The sequence below is a fragment of the Streptomyces sp. NPDC014870 genome (genome assembly GCF_043081505.1).
Lineage (GTDB): Bacteria > Actinomycetota > Actinomycetes > Streptomycetales > Streptomycetaceae > Streptomyces.
Genome location: NZ_JBIBWQ010000006.1, coordinates 476437 through 494063, shown reverse-complemented (window position 1 = coordinate 494063; position 17627 = coordinate 476437). Strand labels below are relative to the sequence as shown.

Below are 17627 nucleotides of genomic sequence, written 5' to 3'. Positions count from 1 at the left end.
CGTCGTGGCGTTGTGTCCTTTCTTCCACCGACGTCACGCAATGGCGCGCGACAGGAGCCAGAGGACATGCAGACCAAGCTGGACGAAGCCAAGGCCGAGCTGCTCGCACGGGCCGCCCGGGTAGCTGAGACCGGCCCGGTCGGGGGGCAACTTCCGACGGGGCCCGAGAACGGGAAGCGCCCGGACCGGGACACCGTGCTCGACTACCTCCAGCGCTACTACCTGCACACCGCGCCCGAGGACCTCACCGACCGTGACCCGGTGGACGTCTTCGGCGCCGCTCTCTCGCACTACCGGCTCGCGGAGAACCGCCCCCAGGGCACCGCGAACGTCCGCGTCCACACCCCGACGGTCGAGGAGAACGGCTGGACCTGCAGCCACTCCGTCGTCGAGGTCGTCACCGACGACATGCCCTTCCTCGTCGACTCCGTGACCAACGAGCTGTCGCGTCAGGGGCGCGGCATCCACGTCGTCATCCACCCCCAGGTCACCGTCCGCCGCGACCTCACCGGCAAGCTCATCGAGGTCATGACCGGTGACGCCGCCCAGGGCGAGCTGCCCCACGACGCGCTCGTCGAGTCCTGGATCCACGTCGAGATCGACCGCGAGACCGACCGCGCCGACCTCAAGCAGATCACCAGCGACCTGCTCCGCGTCCTGTCCGACGTCCGCGAGACCGTCGAGGACTGGGAGAAGATGCGCGACGCCGCTCTGCGCATCGCCGACGGCCTGCCCGACGAGCCCATGGCCGACGACCTGCGGCCCACCGAGGTCGACGAGGCCCGCGAGCTGCTGCGCTGGCTCGCCGCCGACCACTTCACCTTCCTCGGCTACCGCGAGTACGAGCTGGTCAACGGGGACGCGCTGGCCGCCATCCCCGGCACGGGACTCGGCGTCCTGCGCTCCGACCCGCACCACAGCGGCGAGGACGAGAACCACGCCCACCCCGTCTCGCCCTCCTTCAGCCGGCTGCCCGCCGACGCCCGCGCCAAGGCGCGCGAGCACAAGCTGCTGGTCCTCACCAAGGCCAACAGCCGCGCCACCGTGCACCGGCCCTCCTACCTCGACTACGTCGGTGTGAAGAAGTTCGACGCGGCCGGGAACGTGGTCGGGGAGCGGCGGTTCCTCGGGCTGTTCTCGTCCGCCGCGTACACCGAGTCCGTCCGGCGCGTGCCCGTCATCAGCCGCAAGGTCCAGGAGGTCCTGGACGGGGCCGGCTTCTCGCCCAACAGCCACGACGGCCGCGACCTGCTCCAGATCCTGGAGACGTACCCCCGCGACGAGCTCTTCCAGACGCCGCCCGACGAGCTCCGCGAGGTCGTCACCAGCGTCCTGTACCTGCAGGAGCGGCGCCGGCTCCGGCTCTACCTGCGCCAGGAGGAGTACGGCCGCTTCTACTCGGCCCTCGTCTACCTGCCGCGCGACCGGTTCAACACCACTGTCCGCGAGCGGCTCACCGACATCCTCAAGGAGGAGCTCGACGGGACGAGCGTCGACTTCACCCTGATGAGCACCGAGTCGGTGCTCACCCGGCTGCACTTCGTCGTCCGCGTCGCCCCCGGCACCGAGCTGAGCCAGCTCACCGACGCCGACAAGGACCGCATCGAGGCGCGGCTCGTCGAGGCCGCCCGCTCCTGGGCCGACGGCTTCGGCGAGGCCCTCAACGCCGAGTTCGGCGAGGAGCGCGCCGCCGAGCTGCTGCGCAAGTACGGCAACGCCTTCCCCGAGGGCTACAAGGCCGACCACTCGCCGCGCGCCGCCGTCGCCGACCTGGTCCACCTGGAGAAGCTCAGCCACAGCGGCAAGGAGTTCGCGCTCTCGCTGTACGAGCCGGTCGGCGCCGGCCCCGGCGAGCGCCGCTTCAAGATCTACAAGGCGGGCGACCAGATCTCCCTCTCCGCCGTGCTCCCGGTGCTGAACCGGCTCGGCGTTGAGGTCATCGACGAGCGTCCGTACGAGCTGCGCTGCGCGGACCGTACGCACGCCTGGGTCTACGACTTCGGCATGCGGATGCCCGCCCCGACCGCCAACGGCCAGTCGTTCTCCGACGACGCCCGCGAGCGGTTCCAGGAGGCGTTCGCCGCGACCTGGACCGGCGAGGCCGAGAACGACGGCTTCAACTCGCTGGTGCTCTCCGCCGGTCTCACCTGGCGGCAGGCCATGGTGCTGCGCGCCTACGCGAAGTACCTGCGCCAGGCCGGTTCGACGTTCAGCCAGGACTACATGGAGGACACCCTCCGCAACAACGTCCACACCACCCGGCTGCTCGTCTCCCTCTTCGAGGCCCGGATGGCCCCCGAGCGCCAGCGCGCCGGCGTCGAGCTGACCGACGCGCTGCTCGAGGAGCTGGACGCCGCCCTCGACCAGGTCGCGAGCCTGGACGAGGACCGCATCCTGCGCTCCTTCCTCACCGTCATCAAGGCGACCCTGCGGACCAACTTCTTCCAGAACGCGGCGGACGGTCACCCGCACGCCTACGTCTCGATGAAGTTCGACCCGCAGGCCATCCCCGACCTCCCCGCGCCCCGCCCGGCGTTCGAGATCTGGGTGTACTCGCCGCGCGTCGAGGGCGTCCACCTGCGCTTCGGCAAGGTCGCCCGAGGCGGTCTGCGCTGGTCCGACCGGCGTGAGGACTTCCGTACGGAGATCCTCGGCCTGGTCAAGGCGCAGATGGTGAAGAACACCGTCATCGTGCCCGTCGGCGCCAAGGGCGGCTTCGTCGCCAAGCAGCTCCCGGACCCGTCCGTGGACCGGGACGCCTGGCTGGCCGAGGGCATCGCCAGCTACAAGACCTTCATCTCGGCGCTCCTCGACATCACCGACAACCTCGTCGCGGGCGAGGTCGTCCCGCCGGCCGACGTGGTCCGCCACGACGAGGACGACACCTACCTCGTCGTCGCCGCCGACAAGGGCACCGCGACCTTCTCCGACATCGCCAACGAGGTCGCCGTCTCCTACGGCTTCTGGCTCGGCGACGCCTTCGCCTCCGGCGGCTCCGCCGGTTACGACCACAAGGGCATGGGCATCACCGCCCGCGGCGCCTGGGAGTCCGTCAAGCGGCACTTCCGCGAGCTCGGCCACGACACCCAGACCGAGGACTTCACCGTCGTCGGCGTCGGTGACATGTCCGGTGACGTCTTCGGCAACGGCATGCTGCTCTCCGAGCACATCCGGCTCGTCGCGGCCTTCGACCACCGCCACATCTTCATCGACCCGACCCCGGACGCGGCCGTCTCGTACGCCGAGCGGCGCCGCCTCTTCGAGCTGCCCCGCAGCTCCTGGGCCGACTACAACACCGAGCTGCTCTCGGCGGGCGGCGGCATCCACCCCCGTACCGCCAAGTCGATCCCGGTCAACGCGCAGATGCGCGCGGCTCTCGGCATCGACGCCGGCGTCAGCAAGATGACCCCGGCCGAGCTGATGCAGGCGATCCTGCACTCGCCCGTCGACCTGCTGTGGAACGGCGGCATCGGTACGTACGTCAAGGCGTCCACCGAGTCGAACGCGGACGTCGGCGACAAGGCGAACGACGCCATCCGCGTCAACGGCGAGGACCTGCGCGTCAAGGTCGTCGGCGAGGGCGGCAACCTCGGTCTGACCCAGCTCGGCCGCATCGAGTTCGCCCGCAAGGGCGGACCCGAGGGCGAGGGCGGCAAGGTCAACACCGACGCCATCGACAACAGCGCCGGTGTGGACACCTCCGACCACGAGGTCAACATCAAGATCCTGCTCAACGGGCTCGTCACCGAGGGCGACATGACCGTCAAGCAGCGGAACAAGATCCTCGCCGAGATGACCGACGAGGTCGGCGCGCTCGTCCTGCGCAACAACTACGCGCAGAACGTCGCCCTGGCCAACGCCGTCACCCAGTCGCCGTCCCTGCTCCACGCCCACCAGCGCTTCATGCGCCGGCTCGGCCGCGACGGGGCGCTCGACCGCTCGCTGGAGTTCCTGCCCAACGACCGGCAGATTCGTGAGCTGCTCAACAACGTCAAGGGGCTGAGCCAGCCGGAGCTCGCCGTCCTCCTCGCGTACACCAAGATCACGGTGGCGGACGAGCTGATCCACACCGAGCTGCCGGACGACCCGTACCTGCGCGGTCTGCTCCACGCGTACTTCCCGACGCAGCTGCGCGAGAAGTTCGCCGACGCGGTCGACAGCCACCCGCTGCGCCGCGAGATCGTCACCACGGTCCTGGTCAACGACACCGTCAACACCGGTGGCTCGACCTTCCTGCACCGCCTCCGTGAGGAGACCGGCGCGTCGATCGAGGAGATCGTCCGCGCGCAGACCGCCGCCCGCGCGATCTTCCGGCTCGGCGAGGTCTGGGACGCCGTCGAGGCGCTCGACAACCGCGTCCCGGCCGATGTCCAGACCCGGATGCGGCTGCACTCCCGCCGGCTGGTCGAGCGCGGCACACGCTGGCTGCTCGGCAACCGTCCGCAGCCGCTCCAGCTCGCCGAGACCATCGAGTTCTTCGCCGAGCGCGTGGAGAGCGTCTGGGCCAAGCTGCCGGAGCTGCTGCGCGGCGCGGACCTGGACTGGTACAAGTCGATCCTGGACGAGCTGACCGAGGTCGGTGTGCCGGAGGAGCTCGCCCTGCGGGTCGCCGGCTTCTCCTCCGCCTTCCCGACGCTCGACATCGTCGCGATCGCGGACCGCACCGCCAAGGACCCGATGGCGGTCGCCGAGGTCTACTACGACCTGGCCGACCGGCTCCGGATCACCCAGCTCATGGACCGGATCATCGAGCTGCCGCGCGCCGACCGGTGGCAGTCGATGGCCCGCGCCTCCATCCGCGAGGACCTCTTCGCCGCGCACGCCGCCCTCACGGCGGACGTGCTGTCGGCGGGCAACGGGACCTCGTCGCCGGAGGAGCGGTTCGGGGCCTGGGAGGACAAGAACGCGGCGATCCTCGGCCGCGCGCGCACCACGCTCGAGGAGATCCAGGGCTCGGAGACCTTCGACCTGGCGAACCTGTCGGTGGCGATGCGGACGATGCGGCAGCTGCTGCGGTCGCACGGCTAGTCGATGAGGTGATGTACGAAAAGGGGCCCCGCCGGATTTCCGGCGGGGCCCCTTTCGTGCCTGGGGCCTTCCGTGCGTGGTGCCCTTCCGTGCGTGGGGCCCCTTCCGTACGTGGGCTCACTTCCGTGTCGTCGACGTCCACAGCCGGCGCGCCGCGAGCAGGGCCGCCGCGAGCAGCAGCCCGTTGCGGAGCACCATGATCGTCACGCCCTCCCAGGCACCGGCCACCACCTCCTCGTAGAGCACCGGGTACGCCAGTGAGCTCAGCCCGGCCGTCGGCAGGAGCAGCAGCGCCACCGGCCGCATCACGGTCCGGCGGGAGGTCAGACAGACGGCGGCGAGGCCGAGCAGCCAGATCATGTACTGCGGGCTGATCACCCGGCTGGTGACCGTGAAGAGCAGGACGGCGGCGAGCGCCGCGTCCAGCGGCGTCGCCTCGGTCCAGGTGCGCGCCCGGAGCCGCCAGATCAGCAGCCAGACGAAGGCGAGGGCGGTCAGGAGCAGGGCGAGCCGGCCCACGCTGGAGACGTACGGGCCGACGTACTCGAAGGCGCCGTAGCGGTACTCGACGCCGCCCGGCCAGATGTCGGCCGCCCGCGCGAGCGCGAGCGCGGTGCCGCCGAGGGACTCGATCTGGATGCCGCGGCTGCCCTGCTGGCGCAGGAAGGCGAGCGAGTCGGAGAAGCAGAGCGCCAGGACCGCGAGGAGCGCGAGGACGGTGGTGGCCGCGGCGATCCAGGCGTCTCGGGTCGTACGCCCCCGGGGCGTGCCGATCAGGGTCAGCACCGGCCACACCTTGACCAGCGCGCCGAGCCCGGCGAGGGCGCCGCCGATCCGGTGTCCGGCGGCCGAGCGGGACGCCACCGCGAGCAGGGCGAGTACGGCGAGGGCGGTGACCTGGACGTCGTACCGGGCGAGGGGGATGTGCAGGAGCAGCGGGAGCCCGGCGACCCAGACCCAGGCGCCGTGCGTGACGCGGCTGCTGTCCGCGCGGGCGAGCGCCAGGGCGACGACGGCGTCGGCGAGGAGGGTGAGGGCGACGAAGGCCTGGAAGTACGTGAGCCAGGGCAGCGCGCCGGGGGACATGATGACCAGGCCCGCGCCGGGTGGGTACTGCCAGGTGACGTCGTCCACGGGGTAGGTGCCCTGGGCGAACTGGCGGTACCAGATCTGGTAGAGGACGTACACCTCGCGGCTGACCCCGCCGATGCCCAGGTTGTCGCGCAGCAGGAGCAACAGCATGCCCGCGCGGCTGAGGACCCAGACGACGGTCAGGGCGAGGGCGGGGCCGCGGCCGACGTTGACGAAGGTCGCGGAGGTGAAGGTGTCCGACTCGAAGGGGGAACTCGTGAGGGCGGGCGGTGCGGGGGCGCAGGTCGATCGGTCGTCTGCCCGCTCGAGTGTGTCGTCGGCCCGCGGGAGTGCGTCGTCTGCCGGCCCGGGGCCGTCGTCGGCCCGCCCGGGCTCGTCGTGGTCGGGCGAGGGCGAGGGCGAGGGCGAGGGCTGGGGCTGGGGCTGGGGCGGGGGCTGTGGGGTGCGGTCGCGATGCGTCGTCATCGAAACCGCACTCTATTGTGGTTTGGGGGTATTTCCGGGCTTTTGTCAGCCCTTCTTGGTGAACGCTTCGTATGCCGCCACCACCTCCTTCGCCGGGCCGTCCATTCGCAGCGTGCCCGCCTCGAGCCAGAGCGCCCGGTCGCAGGTCTCGGTGATGGTCGAGTTGGAGTGGGAGACGAGGAAGACGGTGCCGGCCTCGGCCCGCAGCTCGTCGATCCGCTCCTGGCTGCGGCGGCGGAACCGGGCGTCGCCCGTGGACAGTGCCTCGTCGATCAGCAGTACGTCGTGGCTCTTGGCGGCCGCGATGGAGAAACGGAGGCGGGCGCCCATGCCGGAGGAGTACGTGCGCATGGGCAGCGAGATGAAGTCGCCCTTCTCGTTGATCCCGGAGAAGTCCACGATGTCGTCGTAGCGGTCGTCGACCTCCCCGCGCGTCATGCCCATCGCGAGCCCGCCGAGGATCACGTTCCGCTCGCCCGTCAGGTCGTTCATCAGCGCCGCGTTCACGCCGAGCAGGGAGGGCTGGCCCCGGGTGTAGATGCTGCCCCGGTTGACCGGCAGCAGGCCCGCGACGGCCTTGAGGAGGGTGGACTTCCCCGAACCGTTCGAACCGATCAGGCCGATCGCCTCACCCCGGTACGCGGCGAAGCTGACGCCCTTGACCGCGTGGACCTTGCGCGCGCCGGGTGTCGCGCGGCGCGCGAAGATCCGGCCGAGCGCCGCCGTGGCGCTGCCCTTGCCGGTACGGGCGCCGTTGACGGTGTAGGTGATGTGGACGTCGTCGGCGACGACGGTGGGTTCGCGGTCCGCGGAGCCGGGTGCGGTCGTCGTCAGGGTCTGTTCAGCCACGGCCGTACGTCTCCTCTGCCTTCCAGAAGTAGATGAACCCGCCCGCGAAGGCCGCCAGCGCCCAGCCGGCGGCGAGCGCCCAGACGTGGGAGGGCAGTTGGCCCGCGGTGAAGCTCTCGATCAGGGCGAAGCGCATCAGGTCGATGTAGACGCTCGCCGGATTGCACTGCAGGGCCGTGATCACCAGCTCCGGGAGCCGGCCGCTGCGGGCCAGGTGGTCGAGGGACCACATGACACCGGAGACGTACATCCAGGTGCGCAGCAGGAAGGGCATCAGCTGGGCGATGTCCGGCGTCCGCGCGGCGAGCCGGGCCATCGCGAGCGCCACGCCCGTGTTGAACAGGGCCTGCAGGAAGAGCGCGGGAACGGCGAGCAGCCAGCTCCAGCGCGGGAACTCGCCGAAGCAGAACAGGATCCCGACCAGCGCGGCGAGCGAGAGCACCAGCTGCTGGAGCTGCTGCAGCGCGAGGGCGATCGGGAGGCTCGCGCGGGGGAAGTGCAGGGCGCGGACGAGGCCGAGGTTCCCGCTGATGGCGCGGGTGCCGGTCATGATCGACTGGGAGGTGAAGGTCCACACGAAGACGCCCGTGATCAGGAACGGGACGTAGTCCGGGATCCCCTCCTGGACGTTCATCAGGACGCCGAAGATCAGGTAGTAGACCGCCGCGTTGAGCAGCGGGGTCATCAGCTGCCAGAGCTGTCCGAGCTTCGCGTTGCTGTACTGGGCCGTGAGCCGGGCGGTCGCGAACGCGGTGATGAACCCGCGGCGGGACCAGAGCTGCCGGACGTACGCGGGGAGGCTCGGGCGGGCGCCGCTGACCGAGAGGCCGTGGCGCAGGGCGAGCGCGCGGAGGTCTTCGGGTGCGGCCTGGGCGGCCCCGGGGGTGGGAGTGGGTTTCGTGAGCGTCTCGGTGGTCACGAGGTCGCTTTCGGCGAGGGGGCGTGGGGTGTGCGGCTGTTTCGACGATGGAACGGGTCCGTATCGTCGCTACGGGGAGAGTAGGACGGAGTTACGTCGCAACGCAACCGTTCCGTCGTGACGTGGGCGTGGCGTTGGCTAGGATCCCGCTCATGACCCCACCTCCCGGAACCCCCCGCCGTGCCCCCGCGGGAGCCGCCGTGCTCCGGGAGGACGTCACCGAGGCCATCCGCGCCGCCGTCTTCGAGGAACTGGCCGCCGTCGGCTTCGCCCGGATGTCCATCGAGGGCATCGCGCGCCGCGCGGGGGTCGGCAAGACCGCCGTCTACCGCCGCTGGAAGTCCAAGCTCTCGCTCGTCCTCGACCTGCTCGGCGCCTTCGCGGCGCAGGGGCTGCCGGCCCCGGCGACCGGTTCGCTGTACGGGGACGTCCGTGCGCTCCTCGTCGTCGGCTCGCACGCCCTGCGCCACCCGGTGGCCTCCCAGGTCATCCCGGACCTGCTGGTGGAGGCCGCGCGGCAGCCGGAGATCGCCGAGGCGATCAAGGCCGCGCTCCTCGACAGCCAGCAGGGCGTGGTGGCGCAGATCGTCCGCGAGGCCGTGGCACGCGGCGAGCTGGCTGCGGACGCGGACCCGGACCGGGCCCTGGACCTGATCGTGGGCCCGCTCTACTGGCGGCTCGTGGTGGTGCGCGGCGAGCTGCCGAAGGGGTACGTGGACGACCTCGCGCGCGCGGCGGTGGCGGCGCTCAAGGCGTAGCGCGGCGGGCGGGTGTTGTCCGCCGACCGGGCTCGCTCGGAGCCGGTCGCGTAGCGCCGCGGGCGGGCGCCCTCCGCCGACCGGGCTCGCTCGGGACCGGTGCCCCTGCGCCCCTCACTTCATCACCCCACCGCGCCCGCGCTCCCTCCCGGCGCGGACTGGCGCCGGAAGGCGACGGCGACGGCTCCCCGCGTGCCGTCAGGTGCGGGTCGCGGGGGTGAGCGGGGAGATCGGAGACGCGTCGAGGGAGCGGGCGGCGCGGTCGAGCGCGCTGGCGAGGAGCGCGAGGTCGGTCGGGCCGTTGCCCAGCTCGCGGACCGGCCGGCGGGTGGGCGGGTCGCCCATCCGCTCCCACTCCAGCGGCACGACCGTCGGCCGGAGCGTCGCCGTGCGCGGGATGCGGCCGGTGACCCGGCCGGCCTGGAACGGGGTCACCCGGCCGTCCGGGTGGCCGAGCCGCCCCCGGCCGGGCGCGGGGTCGTCGGGGCCGGGTGCGGCCGGGGCCGCGTCGAGCACGATCCGCAGCCGGGCGCCGTGGGCCAGCTCCGTGTCCGCCGTACGGTCGGGGCGTGCCGAGGTCGCGACGAGGTGCACCCCGAGGCGTGCCCCGGCGCGCGCGACGGCTTCCAGGGCCCGTACGACGGACCCGGCGGCGGGCCGCCCGGGGGAGCCGAGCGCGGGGGCCACGAGCGCGTCGAAGTCGTCGACGAGCACGACGAGCCGCGGCAGCGCGGCGGCCTCGTCACCCCCGCCGACGCGGGCCACCCGCCCGCTGGGGCGGTCGCGGTCGGCGAGGTCGCCGGCGCCCGGGTGCGGGGTGCGGCCGCTGGGCCGGTCGCCCAGAACGTCCGCGCCCGGGCGGGGCGTCCGGCCGCTGGGCAGGTACGTGAGGTCGTCGGCGCCCGGGTGAGGGGTGTCCGTGCCGGCCGGGTGGGGTGTCCGGCCGCTCGGCCGGTCGCCGAGAACGTCCGCGCCGGGGTGCGGGGTGCGCCCGCTGGGCCGGTAGGTGAGGTCGTCCGCGCCGGGGTGCGCGGTACGGCGGCTGGGGCGGTCGGCGAGATCCTCGGCACCGGGGGGCGGGGTGCGCCCGCTCGGCCGGTCGCCCAGAAGGTCCGCGCCCGGGCGGGGCGTCCGGCCGCGGGGGAGGTACGTGAGGTCGTCGGCGCCCGGGTGGGGGGTCCGGCCGCTCGGGCGGTACGGGATGTCTTCGGCCCCCGGGCGCGGGGTGTCCGTGCCGGTCGGGCGGGGGGCGGCGGTGGTGCCCGGGCGGTCGCCGACCGGGCCCTCGCCCGTGCGGAGGGTGCGGCCGCTCGGGCGGTCGCCCAGGTCGCCCTTGCGGGCGTCCGGGATGCGGGCGGTGGCGCCCGGGGGCAGGGACTCCGCCGCGCTCGGCGCGCGCTGGCCGATCATGCGCGCGGCCTGACGGTCGGCGAAGTGCCCGTCGCCCAGGATCTCCGCCCGGCGCTTCAGCTCCGCGCCCAGCGCCTGCGCGAACTCCCGCATGCGTACCGGGTCGGAGGCCACCAGGTGCTCGGTGACGTGCGGCAGCTCCGTCAACGCCGCGAGCCCCTCGCCGCGCTCACCTCCCGCGCCGTCGACGAGGAGCAGCCCCAGCCGGTCCGGGCGGCCGCCGGCCGCCAGGGACGCCGCGATCGAACGGAGCAGCTCCGTCCGACCGCTGCCCGCGGGACCCTCGATCAGCAGATGGGGTCCTTCCTCGGTCAGGTCGACCGAGACCGGCCCGCGCGGCCCGGCGCCCAGGACGGCCGTACCGTCCCCGGCCGCCGCCCAGCGCGCGAGGAGCGAGGCGGGCGTCGCCCGTGCGAGCCCCAGCTCGTCGAGGAGCCGCGCGGACCGGGGCAGCGCCGTCGCGGCCGTCCGCCCCCGCGCCGCCGGGGCGTCCGTACGCAGCGGGGCGAGCGCCCGGCCGAAGCGCTCCGCCCAGGCCACGGACACCGCGTCCGCCACGCCCACCGTCCCGTGGCCCGCCGCCCGGCCGCCCGCCGTACGCAGCAGCCGCAGCGCCGTCGCCACGTCACCGCTCAGCAGGGCGACCGCCCCGCACTCGCGGAACGCGAGCGAGGCCGCGCAGGCGCTCTCGTAGGTGGCCGCGACGGGGGAGACCGGCGACGCGGCCGGGGCCTCGGCCAGGCAGATCAGATGGATGCCGGCGGCCGCCCCGACCCCCGCGAGCCGCGCGGTGGTCTCGCGCAGCGCCGCCGTACCGGGGTCGCCGTCCACGATCACGACCGTCACAGGACCTGCGTACCGCGCCGCCGCCTCCGCGACCGTCGCACGGTCGGCGCTCGGCCAGCCGGGCCCGAGCGGTCCGTCGTCGAGCCGCCGGGTCAGCTCCGCCGTACGCGCCTGGGCCTGGTCGCGGTCGTACGCGAGGAGGAGACGGCAGTCCTGCCCGTGGGCCGGGCGCAGCTGCGGGAGCCAGCCGAGCCAGCCCCAGGCCCGCCGCCGCTCCTCGAGGGGGCGGGCGCGGTCCGCGCTGATCAGCACGATCTCCAGGTCGGTGGGGGAGTGCAGGGCCGCGAGCTGGGCCACCACGGAGCGCGCCAGGCCGGCGAGCCGGTCGCCGGGGCCCGCGAGCCCGAGCGAGCCCGCCTCACGCAGCCCGACGGTGACGGGCACCCCGGACAGCTCGGCCCGGTCGGTCGTACCGAGCCGGACGACGAGCGCCTCGGGGTGGTCCGCCCCGCGCTCCCAGAGCCGGGGCCCGGGCCCGAGGGCGGTGAGCAGGACGGCCGCCGGGTCCGGCCAGGTCTCGGCGGTCGAGGTCGCGGTGGCGGGGCCGGTGAGCCGGTCCACGCCCTGCTGCCGGGTGTGGGTGTCCGTGCCGGCGTCGCCCGGGTGCGGGTCCTGGACGTCCTCCCTGACACCGGTGAAGCGGCGGGCCCAGGCTCCTATCCCGCGCCTGCCGCGCGCCGGCGGGGCCTCGCGCTCGGTCCGCCGGATCCTGCTGTGCCCCTCGCCCGCGTCCTCGTCGTCCGGGCCCGCGCCCAGCGCGTCGGCCACGCGCGCGTGCGGGGGCGAGCCGGCCGCGGAGCCGTCGTCGCCGGAGGCCGTGCCGACGGCCGCACCGCCGCGCGGCTCTGGCACGGAGGCGCCGCGCGGCTCTGGCACGGAGGCCCCGGAACCGGCCGTACCCGCCCCGGGCCCCGGTGTCGCGAGCTCCACGCGCAGGTGGCCCTCGCCGTCGGGCGCCGTCGCCAGGGCGGCCGGACCACGGTCCTCCGGGCCCGTGAGGCGGAGGGCGGACTCGCCGAGGCGCAGCAGCGCGCCGGGGGCCAGCGGGACCGGTCGCTCGCCGACCGCGACGCCGTCCAGCGTCGTGCCGTTCGTGGAACCGGCGTCCGCGACCGTGACCCGGCCGTCGGCGCCGACCGTCACCGTGCAGTGCATCCGGGAGACGTCCGGGTCGTCGAGCGGGACGTCCGCGTCGAGGGAGCGGCCGATTCTGATCGGTCCGCGGTGCAGCAGGTGCACGCCTCCCGCGTCGGGGCCCGCGACGACGTGCAGCCGGGCCGAGGCGTCCTCGGCCGGGAGGTCGTCCTCGCCGGGGACGTGCAGCGTGAGGATCGCGCCGTCGACCAGCGGGGGCTCGCCGAGCGAGCACCGGCGCGCGTCGAGCCGCTCCCTGCCCGCGTACAGCACGGTGGAACCGGACAGGGAGCTGTCCGGGCCCGAGACGGCCGCGGCGAGCTGGGAGGCCACGGCGGCCAGGGCCGTCCCCGCAGGGGCGGTGACGAGCACGTCGCATGCGCGCCCGGCGCCGTGCCCGGCGTGCGGCGCGAGGACGGTCAGCCGGATCTGCATCGCCGTCAGCGGTCCCTTCTGCGCGGGTGCCCGGCAGGGGAACCGCCCGGTGCCTCCCCCCACCCGGCACGGACGCGTCGTCCGGTACAGGTCGGCACGGCACGAGGGGCTCCCGACCCGCTACGCGACGTGCTGTGTGCATCCTCGCACCTGCCACCGACAACCCGCCCGCGGGTCGCCTCCAAGTGATCTTGAATGGTCGGCTGTGGACCTAAAAGTGCCTGGTTGGGAACGCCTTCGGACGTGCGCGGCAACCACCGGCGGCGCCCGAGCGTCTTGTTTTCGGACAAGTCGTATGCCGGAATCAGCCGTCCACAGGTCGACCGTCGACCCGTTCGGCGGCACTAAAGTGGGTCGGACACCCGGACGGGTCACAACTCAGGACAGGAACCCGGGAATCCCAGGACCACGATCAGCAGGGAGCGCGTGACGTGCGGCCAATCGGCAGCAAGTACCTGCTCGAGGAGCCGCTCGGACGCGGCGCCACGGGCACCGTCTGGCGAGCCCGCCAGAGGGAGGCCGCGGGCGCCGAGGCGGCCGTGCAGGGTCAGCCCGGCGAGACCGTGGCGATCAAGGTCCTCAAGGAGGAGCTGGCCAACGACGCGGACATCGTGATGCGCTTCCTGCGCGAGCGGTCCGTGCTGCTCCGGCTCACCCACCCCAACATCGTGCGCACCCGCGACCTGGTCGTCGAGGGCGACGTCCTCGCCCTGGTCATGGACCTCGTCGAGGGCCCGGACCTGCACCGCTACATCCGCGAGAACGGCCCGCTCACCCCGGTCGCCGCCGCGCTGCTGACCGCGCAGATCGCCGACGCGCTCGCCGCCAGCCACGCCGACGGCGTCGTCCACCGCGACCTCAAGCCCGCCAACGTGCTGCTCGCCGAGCAGAACGGCGAGATGCACCCGATGCTGACCGACTTCGGCATCGCGCGCCTCGCCGACTCCCCGGGCCTGACCCGTACGCACGAGTTCGTCGGCACGCCCGCGTACGTCGCGCCGGAGTCCGCCGAGGGCCGCCCGCAGACCTCCGCCGTCGACATCTACGGCGCCGGCATCCTGCTCTACGAGCTGGTCACCGGCCGTCCCCCGTTCGCCGGCGGCACCGCGCTCGAAGTCCTGCACCGGCACCTCAGCGAGGAGCCGAGGCGCCCCTCGACCGTGCCCGCCCCGCTGTGGACGGTCATCGAGCGCTGCCTGAGCAAGGACCCCGACCGCAGGCCGAGCGCCGAGAACCTGGCCCGCGGGCTGCGTACGGTCGCGGCGGGCATCGGTGTGCACTCCACGCCCGCGCAGATCGAGGCCGCCGACGGCGTAGGCGCCCTGCTCGCCCCCGACCCGGCGCCCGCGCCGGTCCCGGGGATGCCCGGTGCCGCCGACCCGACCCAGGTGCTGCCGAGCAACGCCGGGCAGTACGACCCGGCCGCGCCGACCAGCGTCATGCAGACCAGCGGCCCGATGGGCGGGGGCGCCGACCCGACGGCGGTCCTGCCGCCCGTACCGTCGCAGCCGCCGCAGACCGGGCCGGGCGAGGAGCAGCCGCACCCCTGGCAGAGCCAGCTGGCCGCCGCCCGCGACCGCAACGAGCAGACGCAGGTCCAGTACCTGGACCCGAGCCAGGACCCCCTGCGGCGACGCCCGCAGCGCCAGCCGCAGCCGCCGCAGCACCAGCCCCACCAGCACCAGCAGCGCCAGGCCCCGCCGCCGTACCAGCAGCCCCAGCGGCCGCAGTACCAGCAGCAGCCTCCGCAGCAGCAGTACGCGCCCGCGCCGCAGCAGCAGTACCACCCGCCGCAGCAGGCCTACACGCCGCCGCAGCCCGCCCCGCAGGCTCCGCAGCCGCCCGCTCCGCGCGAGCCGCGACAGCCGCGTCGGCGCAGCGCCAACCCGATGCGGATCCCCGGGCTCGGCTGCCTCAAGGGCTGTCTCTTCTCGATCCTGATGTTCGTGGTCGCGGGCTGGCTCATCTGGGAGCTGACCCCGCTCCAGAGCTGGATCGCCGAGGGCAAGAGCTACTGGCAGGCCATCGGCGACGGAATCTCGTCCTTCACCGACTGGGTCTCCGGCCTCGCCGACTCCGGAAGCGGCAGCACGAGCGGTACGACCACCGGCGGTACCGGGCAGTAGACCGGCGGTACGGGCGGTAAGTCTGCCGATTTATCGACTTCCGAGGGGTGATTTCGCTTCGGAAGTGACGACCAGCGGCTGCGGACGCGTAACTTTGACGCGTCCGCCAGCCGCTGAGGGAGCAGTCTTGGCACGCAATATCGGCAGCCGCTACACGGCCCACCAGATCCTCGGCCGTGGCAGCGCCGGCACGGTGTGGCTCGGCGAGGGCCCGGAGGGCCCCGTCGCCATCAAGCTGCTGCGCGAGGACCTGGCCTCGGACCAGGAGCTCGTCGGCCGCTTCGTCCAGGAACGCACCGCCCTGCTCGGCCTCGACCACCCCAGGGTCGTCGCCGTCCGCGACCTCGTCGTCGACGGCAACGACCTGGCGCTCGTGATGGACCTCGTCCGCGGCACCGACCTGCGCACCCGCCTCGACCGCGAGCGCAGGCTCGCCCCCGAGGCGGCCGTCGCGATCATCGCGGACGTCGCGGACGGCCTCGCCGCCGCGCACAGAGCCGGGGTCGTCCACCGGGACGTCAAGCCCGAGAACATCCTGCTCGACATGGAGGGCCCGCTGGGCCCCGGCGGCGCCCACCCGGCACTCCTCACCGACTTCGGCGTCGCCAAGCTCATCGACACGCCCGGCCGCACCAAGGCGACCCGGATCATCGGCACGCCCGACTACCTCGCCCCGGAGATCGTCGAGGGCCTGCCGCCGCGCGCCGCCGTCGACATCTACGCCCTCGCGACCGTCCTGTACGAGCTCCTGGCCGGCTTCACGCCCTTCGGCGGCGGCCACCCGGGCGCCGTGCTGCGCCGCCACGTCACGGAGACCGTCGTCCCGCTGCCCGGCATCCCCGAGGAGCTGTGGCAGCTGATCGTCCAGTGCCTCGCGAAGGCCCCCGCGTCCCGGCTGCGCGCCTCGGAGCTGGGCAGTCGGCTGCGCGAGTGCCTGCCGCTGCTCAAGGGGCTGCCGCCGCTGGACGTGGACGAGCCCGACGACGCGGAGCAGCAGGCCCAGGAGCCGCGCGAGGACGACCCGTACGCCACGGGCGCGGGCCCGGGCGGCGCGGGCACGGCCGCCGGAGCGGCCACCCCGCGCCGGGCCGCGGTGCCCCTGGTCCCGGGCGCGTCCCCGGACTCCAACCGGGACACCCACACCTCCATGCGGGTCCCCGCCCCCGACGAGCTCGCCGGCGGCCCCCTGGGCACGGCCCGCGCCCCGCGCTCCGCGGGCGCCCGCCGTCCGGGCTCGGCCCGCCACAAGGCCGAGACGGTCCGCAAGCGCCGGATCACCCTCTCCGTCGCGGCGCTCCTGGTCGCCGGCGCGGTCGGGGTGGGCGGCTATCTGGCGACCGCGGACGAGTCCGACACACCCCCGCAGGACTCCAAGACGTCCACGCAGCCCTGATCGCGAGGGCCGGGGATGTGCGGGGAGCCGTTACGCTGGACGCGTGGCAGTCGTCGATGTATCAGAAGAGCTGAAGTCCCTCTCCTCGACCATGGGGTCGATCGAGGCCGTCCTGGACCTCGAAAAGCTGAGGGCCGACATTGCCGTGCTCGAGGAGCAGGCTGCGGCCCCGTCCCTCTGGGACGACCCGGAGGCGGCGCAGAAGATCACCAGCAAGCTTTCGCACCTCCAGGCCGAGGTCCGCAAGGCCGAGGCCCTGCGTGCCCGGATCGACGACGTCGGGGTGCTCTTCGAGCTCGCCGAGGAGATGGACGACCCGGACACCCGCGCCGAGGCGGAGACGGAGCTCGTCTCCGTCCGCAAGGCGCTGGACGAGATGGAAGTCCGCACGCTCCTGTCCGGCGAGTACGACGAGCGCGAGGCGCTGGTCAACATCCGCGCCGAGGCGGGCGGCGTGGACGCCGCCGACTTCGCGGAGCAACTCCAGCGCATGTACCTGCGCTGGGCCGAGCGGCACGGCTACGGCACGGAGGTCTACGAGACCTCGTACGCGGAAGAGGCCGGCATCAAGTCGACCACCTTCGTGGTCAAGGCGCCGTACGCCTACGGCACGCTCTCCGTCGAGCAGGGCACGCACCGTCTCGTCCGGATCTCCCCGTTCGACAACCAGGGCCGCCGCCAGACCTCGTTCGCGGGCGTCGAGATCCTCCCGGTCGTCGAGTCCTCGGACCACGTCGAGATCGAGGAGTCCGACCTGCGCGTGGACGTCTACCGCGCGTCGGGCCCCGGTGGCCAGGGCGTCAACACGACGGACTCGGCGGTGCGCATCACGCACCTCCCGACCGGCATCGTGGTCTCCTGCCAGAACGAGCGCTCGCAGATCCAGAACAAGGCGAGCGCCATGAACGTCCTCCAGGCCAAGCTCCTCGAGCGCCAGCGCCAGGAGGAGCGCGCCAGGATGGACGCGCTGAAGGACAGCGGCAGCTCCTGGGGCAACCAGATGCGCTCGTACGTCCTGCACCCGTACCAGATGGTCAAGGACCTCCGTACGGAGTTCGAGGTCGGTAACCCGCAGTCGGTCCTCGACGGCGAGATCGACGGCTTCCTGGAGGCGGGCATCCGCTGGCGCAAGCAGCAGGAGAAGTAACCTCCCGCTCCCCCTCACCACGGCA

9 protein-coding genes are annotated in these 17627 nt (G+C 73.5%); 5 read left to right on the top strand and 4 right to left on the bottom strand.

Going from position 1 to position 17627, the window contains the following annotated elements; genetic code table 11:
• Positions 1 to 66 precede the first annotated feature (66 nt).
• Positions 67 to 5028, top strand: coding sequence for an NAD-glutamate dehydrogenase (locus ACF09C_RS20280; RefSeq protein ID WP_392092946.1), 4962 nt, complete (start codon positions 67 to 69; stop codon positions 5026 to 5028).
• Positions 5029 to 5145: 117 nt separating this feature from the next.
• Here the strand turns inward: ACF09C_RS20280 and ACF09C_RS20275 are convergent, their stop codons facing one another.
• The 3 genes from ACF09C_RS20275 to ACF09C_RS20265 all read right to left on the bottom strand — a co-directional run bounded on the left by ACF09C_RS20275 (position 5146) and on the right by ACF09C_RS20265 (position 8353).
• Positions 5146 to 6270, bottom strand: coding sequence for a glycosyltransferase 87 family protein (locus tag ACF09C_RS20275; RefSeq protein ID WP_392093018.1), 1125 nt, complete (start codon positions 6268 to 6270; stop codon positions 5146 to 5148).
• Positions 6271 to 6630: 360 nt separating this feature from the next.
• Positions 6631 to 7434: an ABC transporter ATP-binding protein gene (locus ACF09C_RS20270; RefSeq protein ID WP_392092944.1), complete on the bottom strand. Its 804-nt coding sequence runs from the start codon at positions 7432 to 7434 to the stop codon at positions 6631 to 6633.
• The gene (locus tag ACF09C_RS20265) at positions 7427 to 8353 is read right to left on the bottom strand and encodes an ABC transporter permease (protein WP_392092943.1); all 927 of its coding nucleotides are present in this window, start codon (positions 8351 to 8353) and stop codon (positions 7427 to 7429) included. The genes ACF09C_RS20270 and ACF09C_RS20265 overlap by 8 nt, the downstream gene beginning before the upstream one ends.
• 152 nt (positions 8354 to 8505) lie before the next feature.
• Here ACF09C_RS20265 and ACF09C_RS20260 point away from each other — a divergent pair, with 152 nt between their 5' ends.
• Positions 8506 to 9111 carry a TetR/AcrR family transcriptional regulator gene (locus ACF09C_RS20260; protein WP_392092941.1) on the top strand — a complete coding sequence of 202 codons (606 nt, stop codon included), beginning with the start codon at positions 8506 to 8508 and terminating at the stop codon, positions 9109 to 9111.
• A gap of 198 nt (positions 9112 to 9309) precedes the next feature.
• Here ACF09C_RS20260 and ACF09C_RS20255 read toward each other — a convergent pair whose 3' ends face one another.
• Positions 9310 to 12936 carry an FtsK/SpoIIIE domain-containing protein gene (locus ACF09C_RS20255; protein WP_392092940.1) on the bottom strand — a complete coding sequence of 1209 codons (3627 nt, stop codon included), beginning with the start codon at positions 12934 to 12936 and terminating at the stop codon, positions 9310 to 9312.
• 431 nt (positions 12937 to 13367) lie between these two features.
• Between ACF09C_RS20255 and ACF09C_RS20250 the strand changes: the two genes are divergently transcribed.
• From ACF09C_RS20250 to prfB, 3 genes are all read left to right on the top strand, one after another.
• On the top strand, positions 13368 to 15062 hold the full coding sequence (locus ACF09C_RS20250; protein WP_392092938.1) for a protein kinase: 1695 nt from the start codon (positions 13368 to 13370) through the stop codon (positions 15060 to 15062).
• A gap of 127 nt (positions 15063 to 15189) precedes the next feature.
• Positions 15190 to 16455 carry a serine/threonine-protein kinase gene (locus ACF09C_RS20245; RefSeq protein ID WP_392092936.1) on the top strand — a complete coding sequence of 422 codons (1266 nt, stop codon included), beginning with the start codon at positions 15190 to 15192 and terminating at the stop codon, positions 16453 to 16455.
• 43 nt (positions 16456 to 16498) lie between these two features.
• Complete coding sequence (gene prfB, locus ACF09C_RS20240; RefSeq protein WP_392092934.1) at positions 16499 to 17602, top strand: peptide chain release factor 2; 1104 nt, start codon at positions 16499 to 16501, stop codon at positions 17600 to 17602.
• Positions 17603 to 17627: the final 25 nt, after the last annotated feature.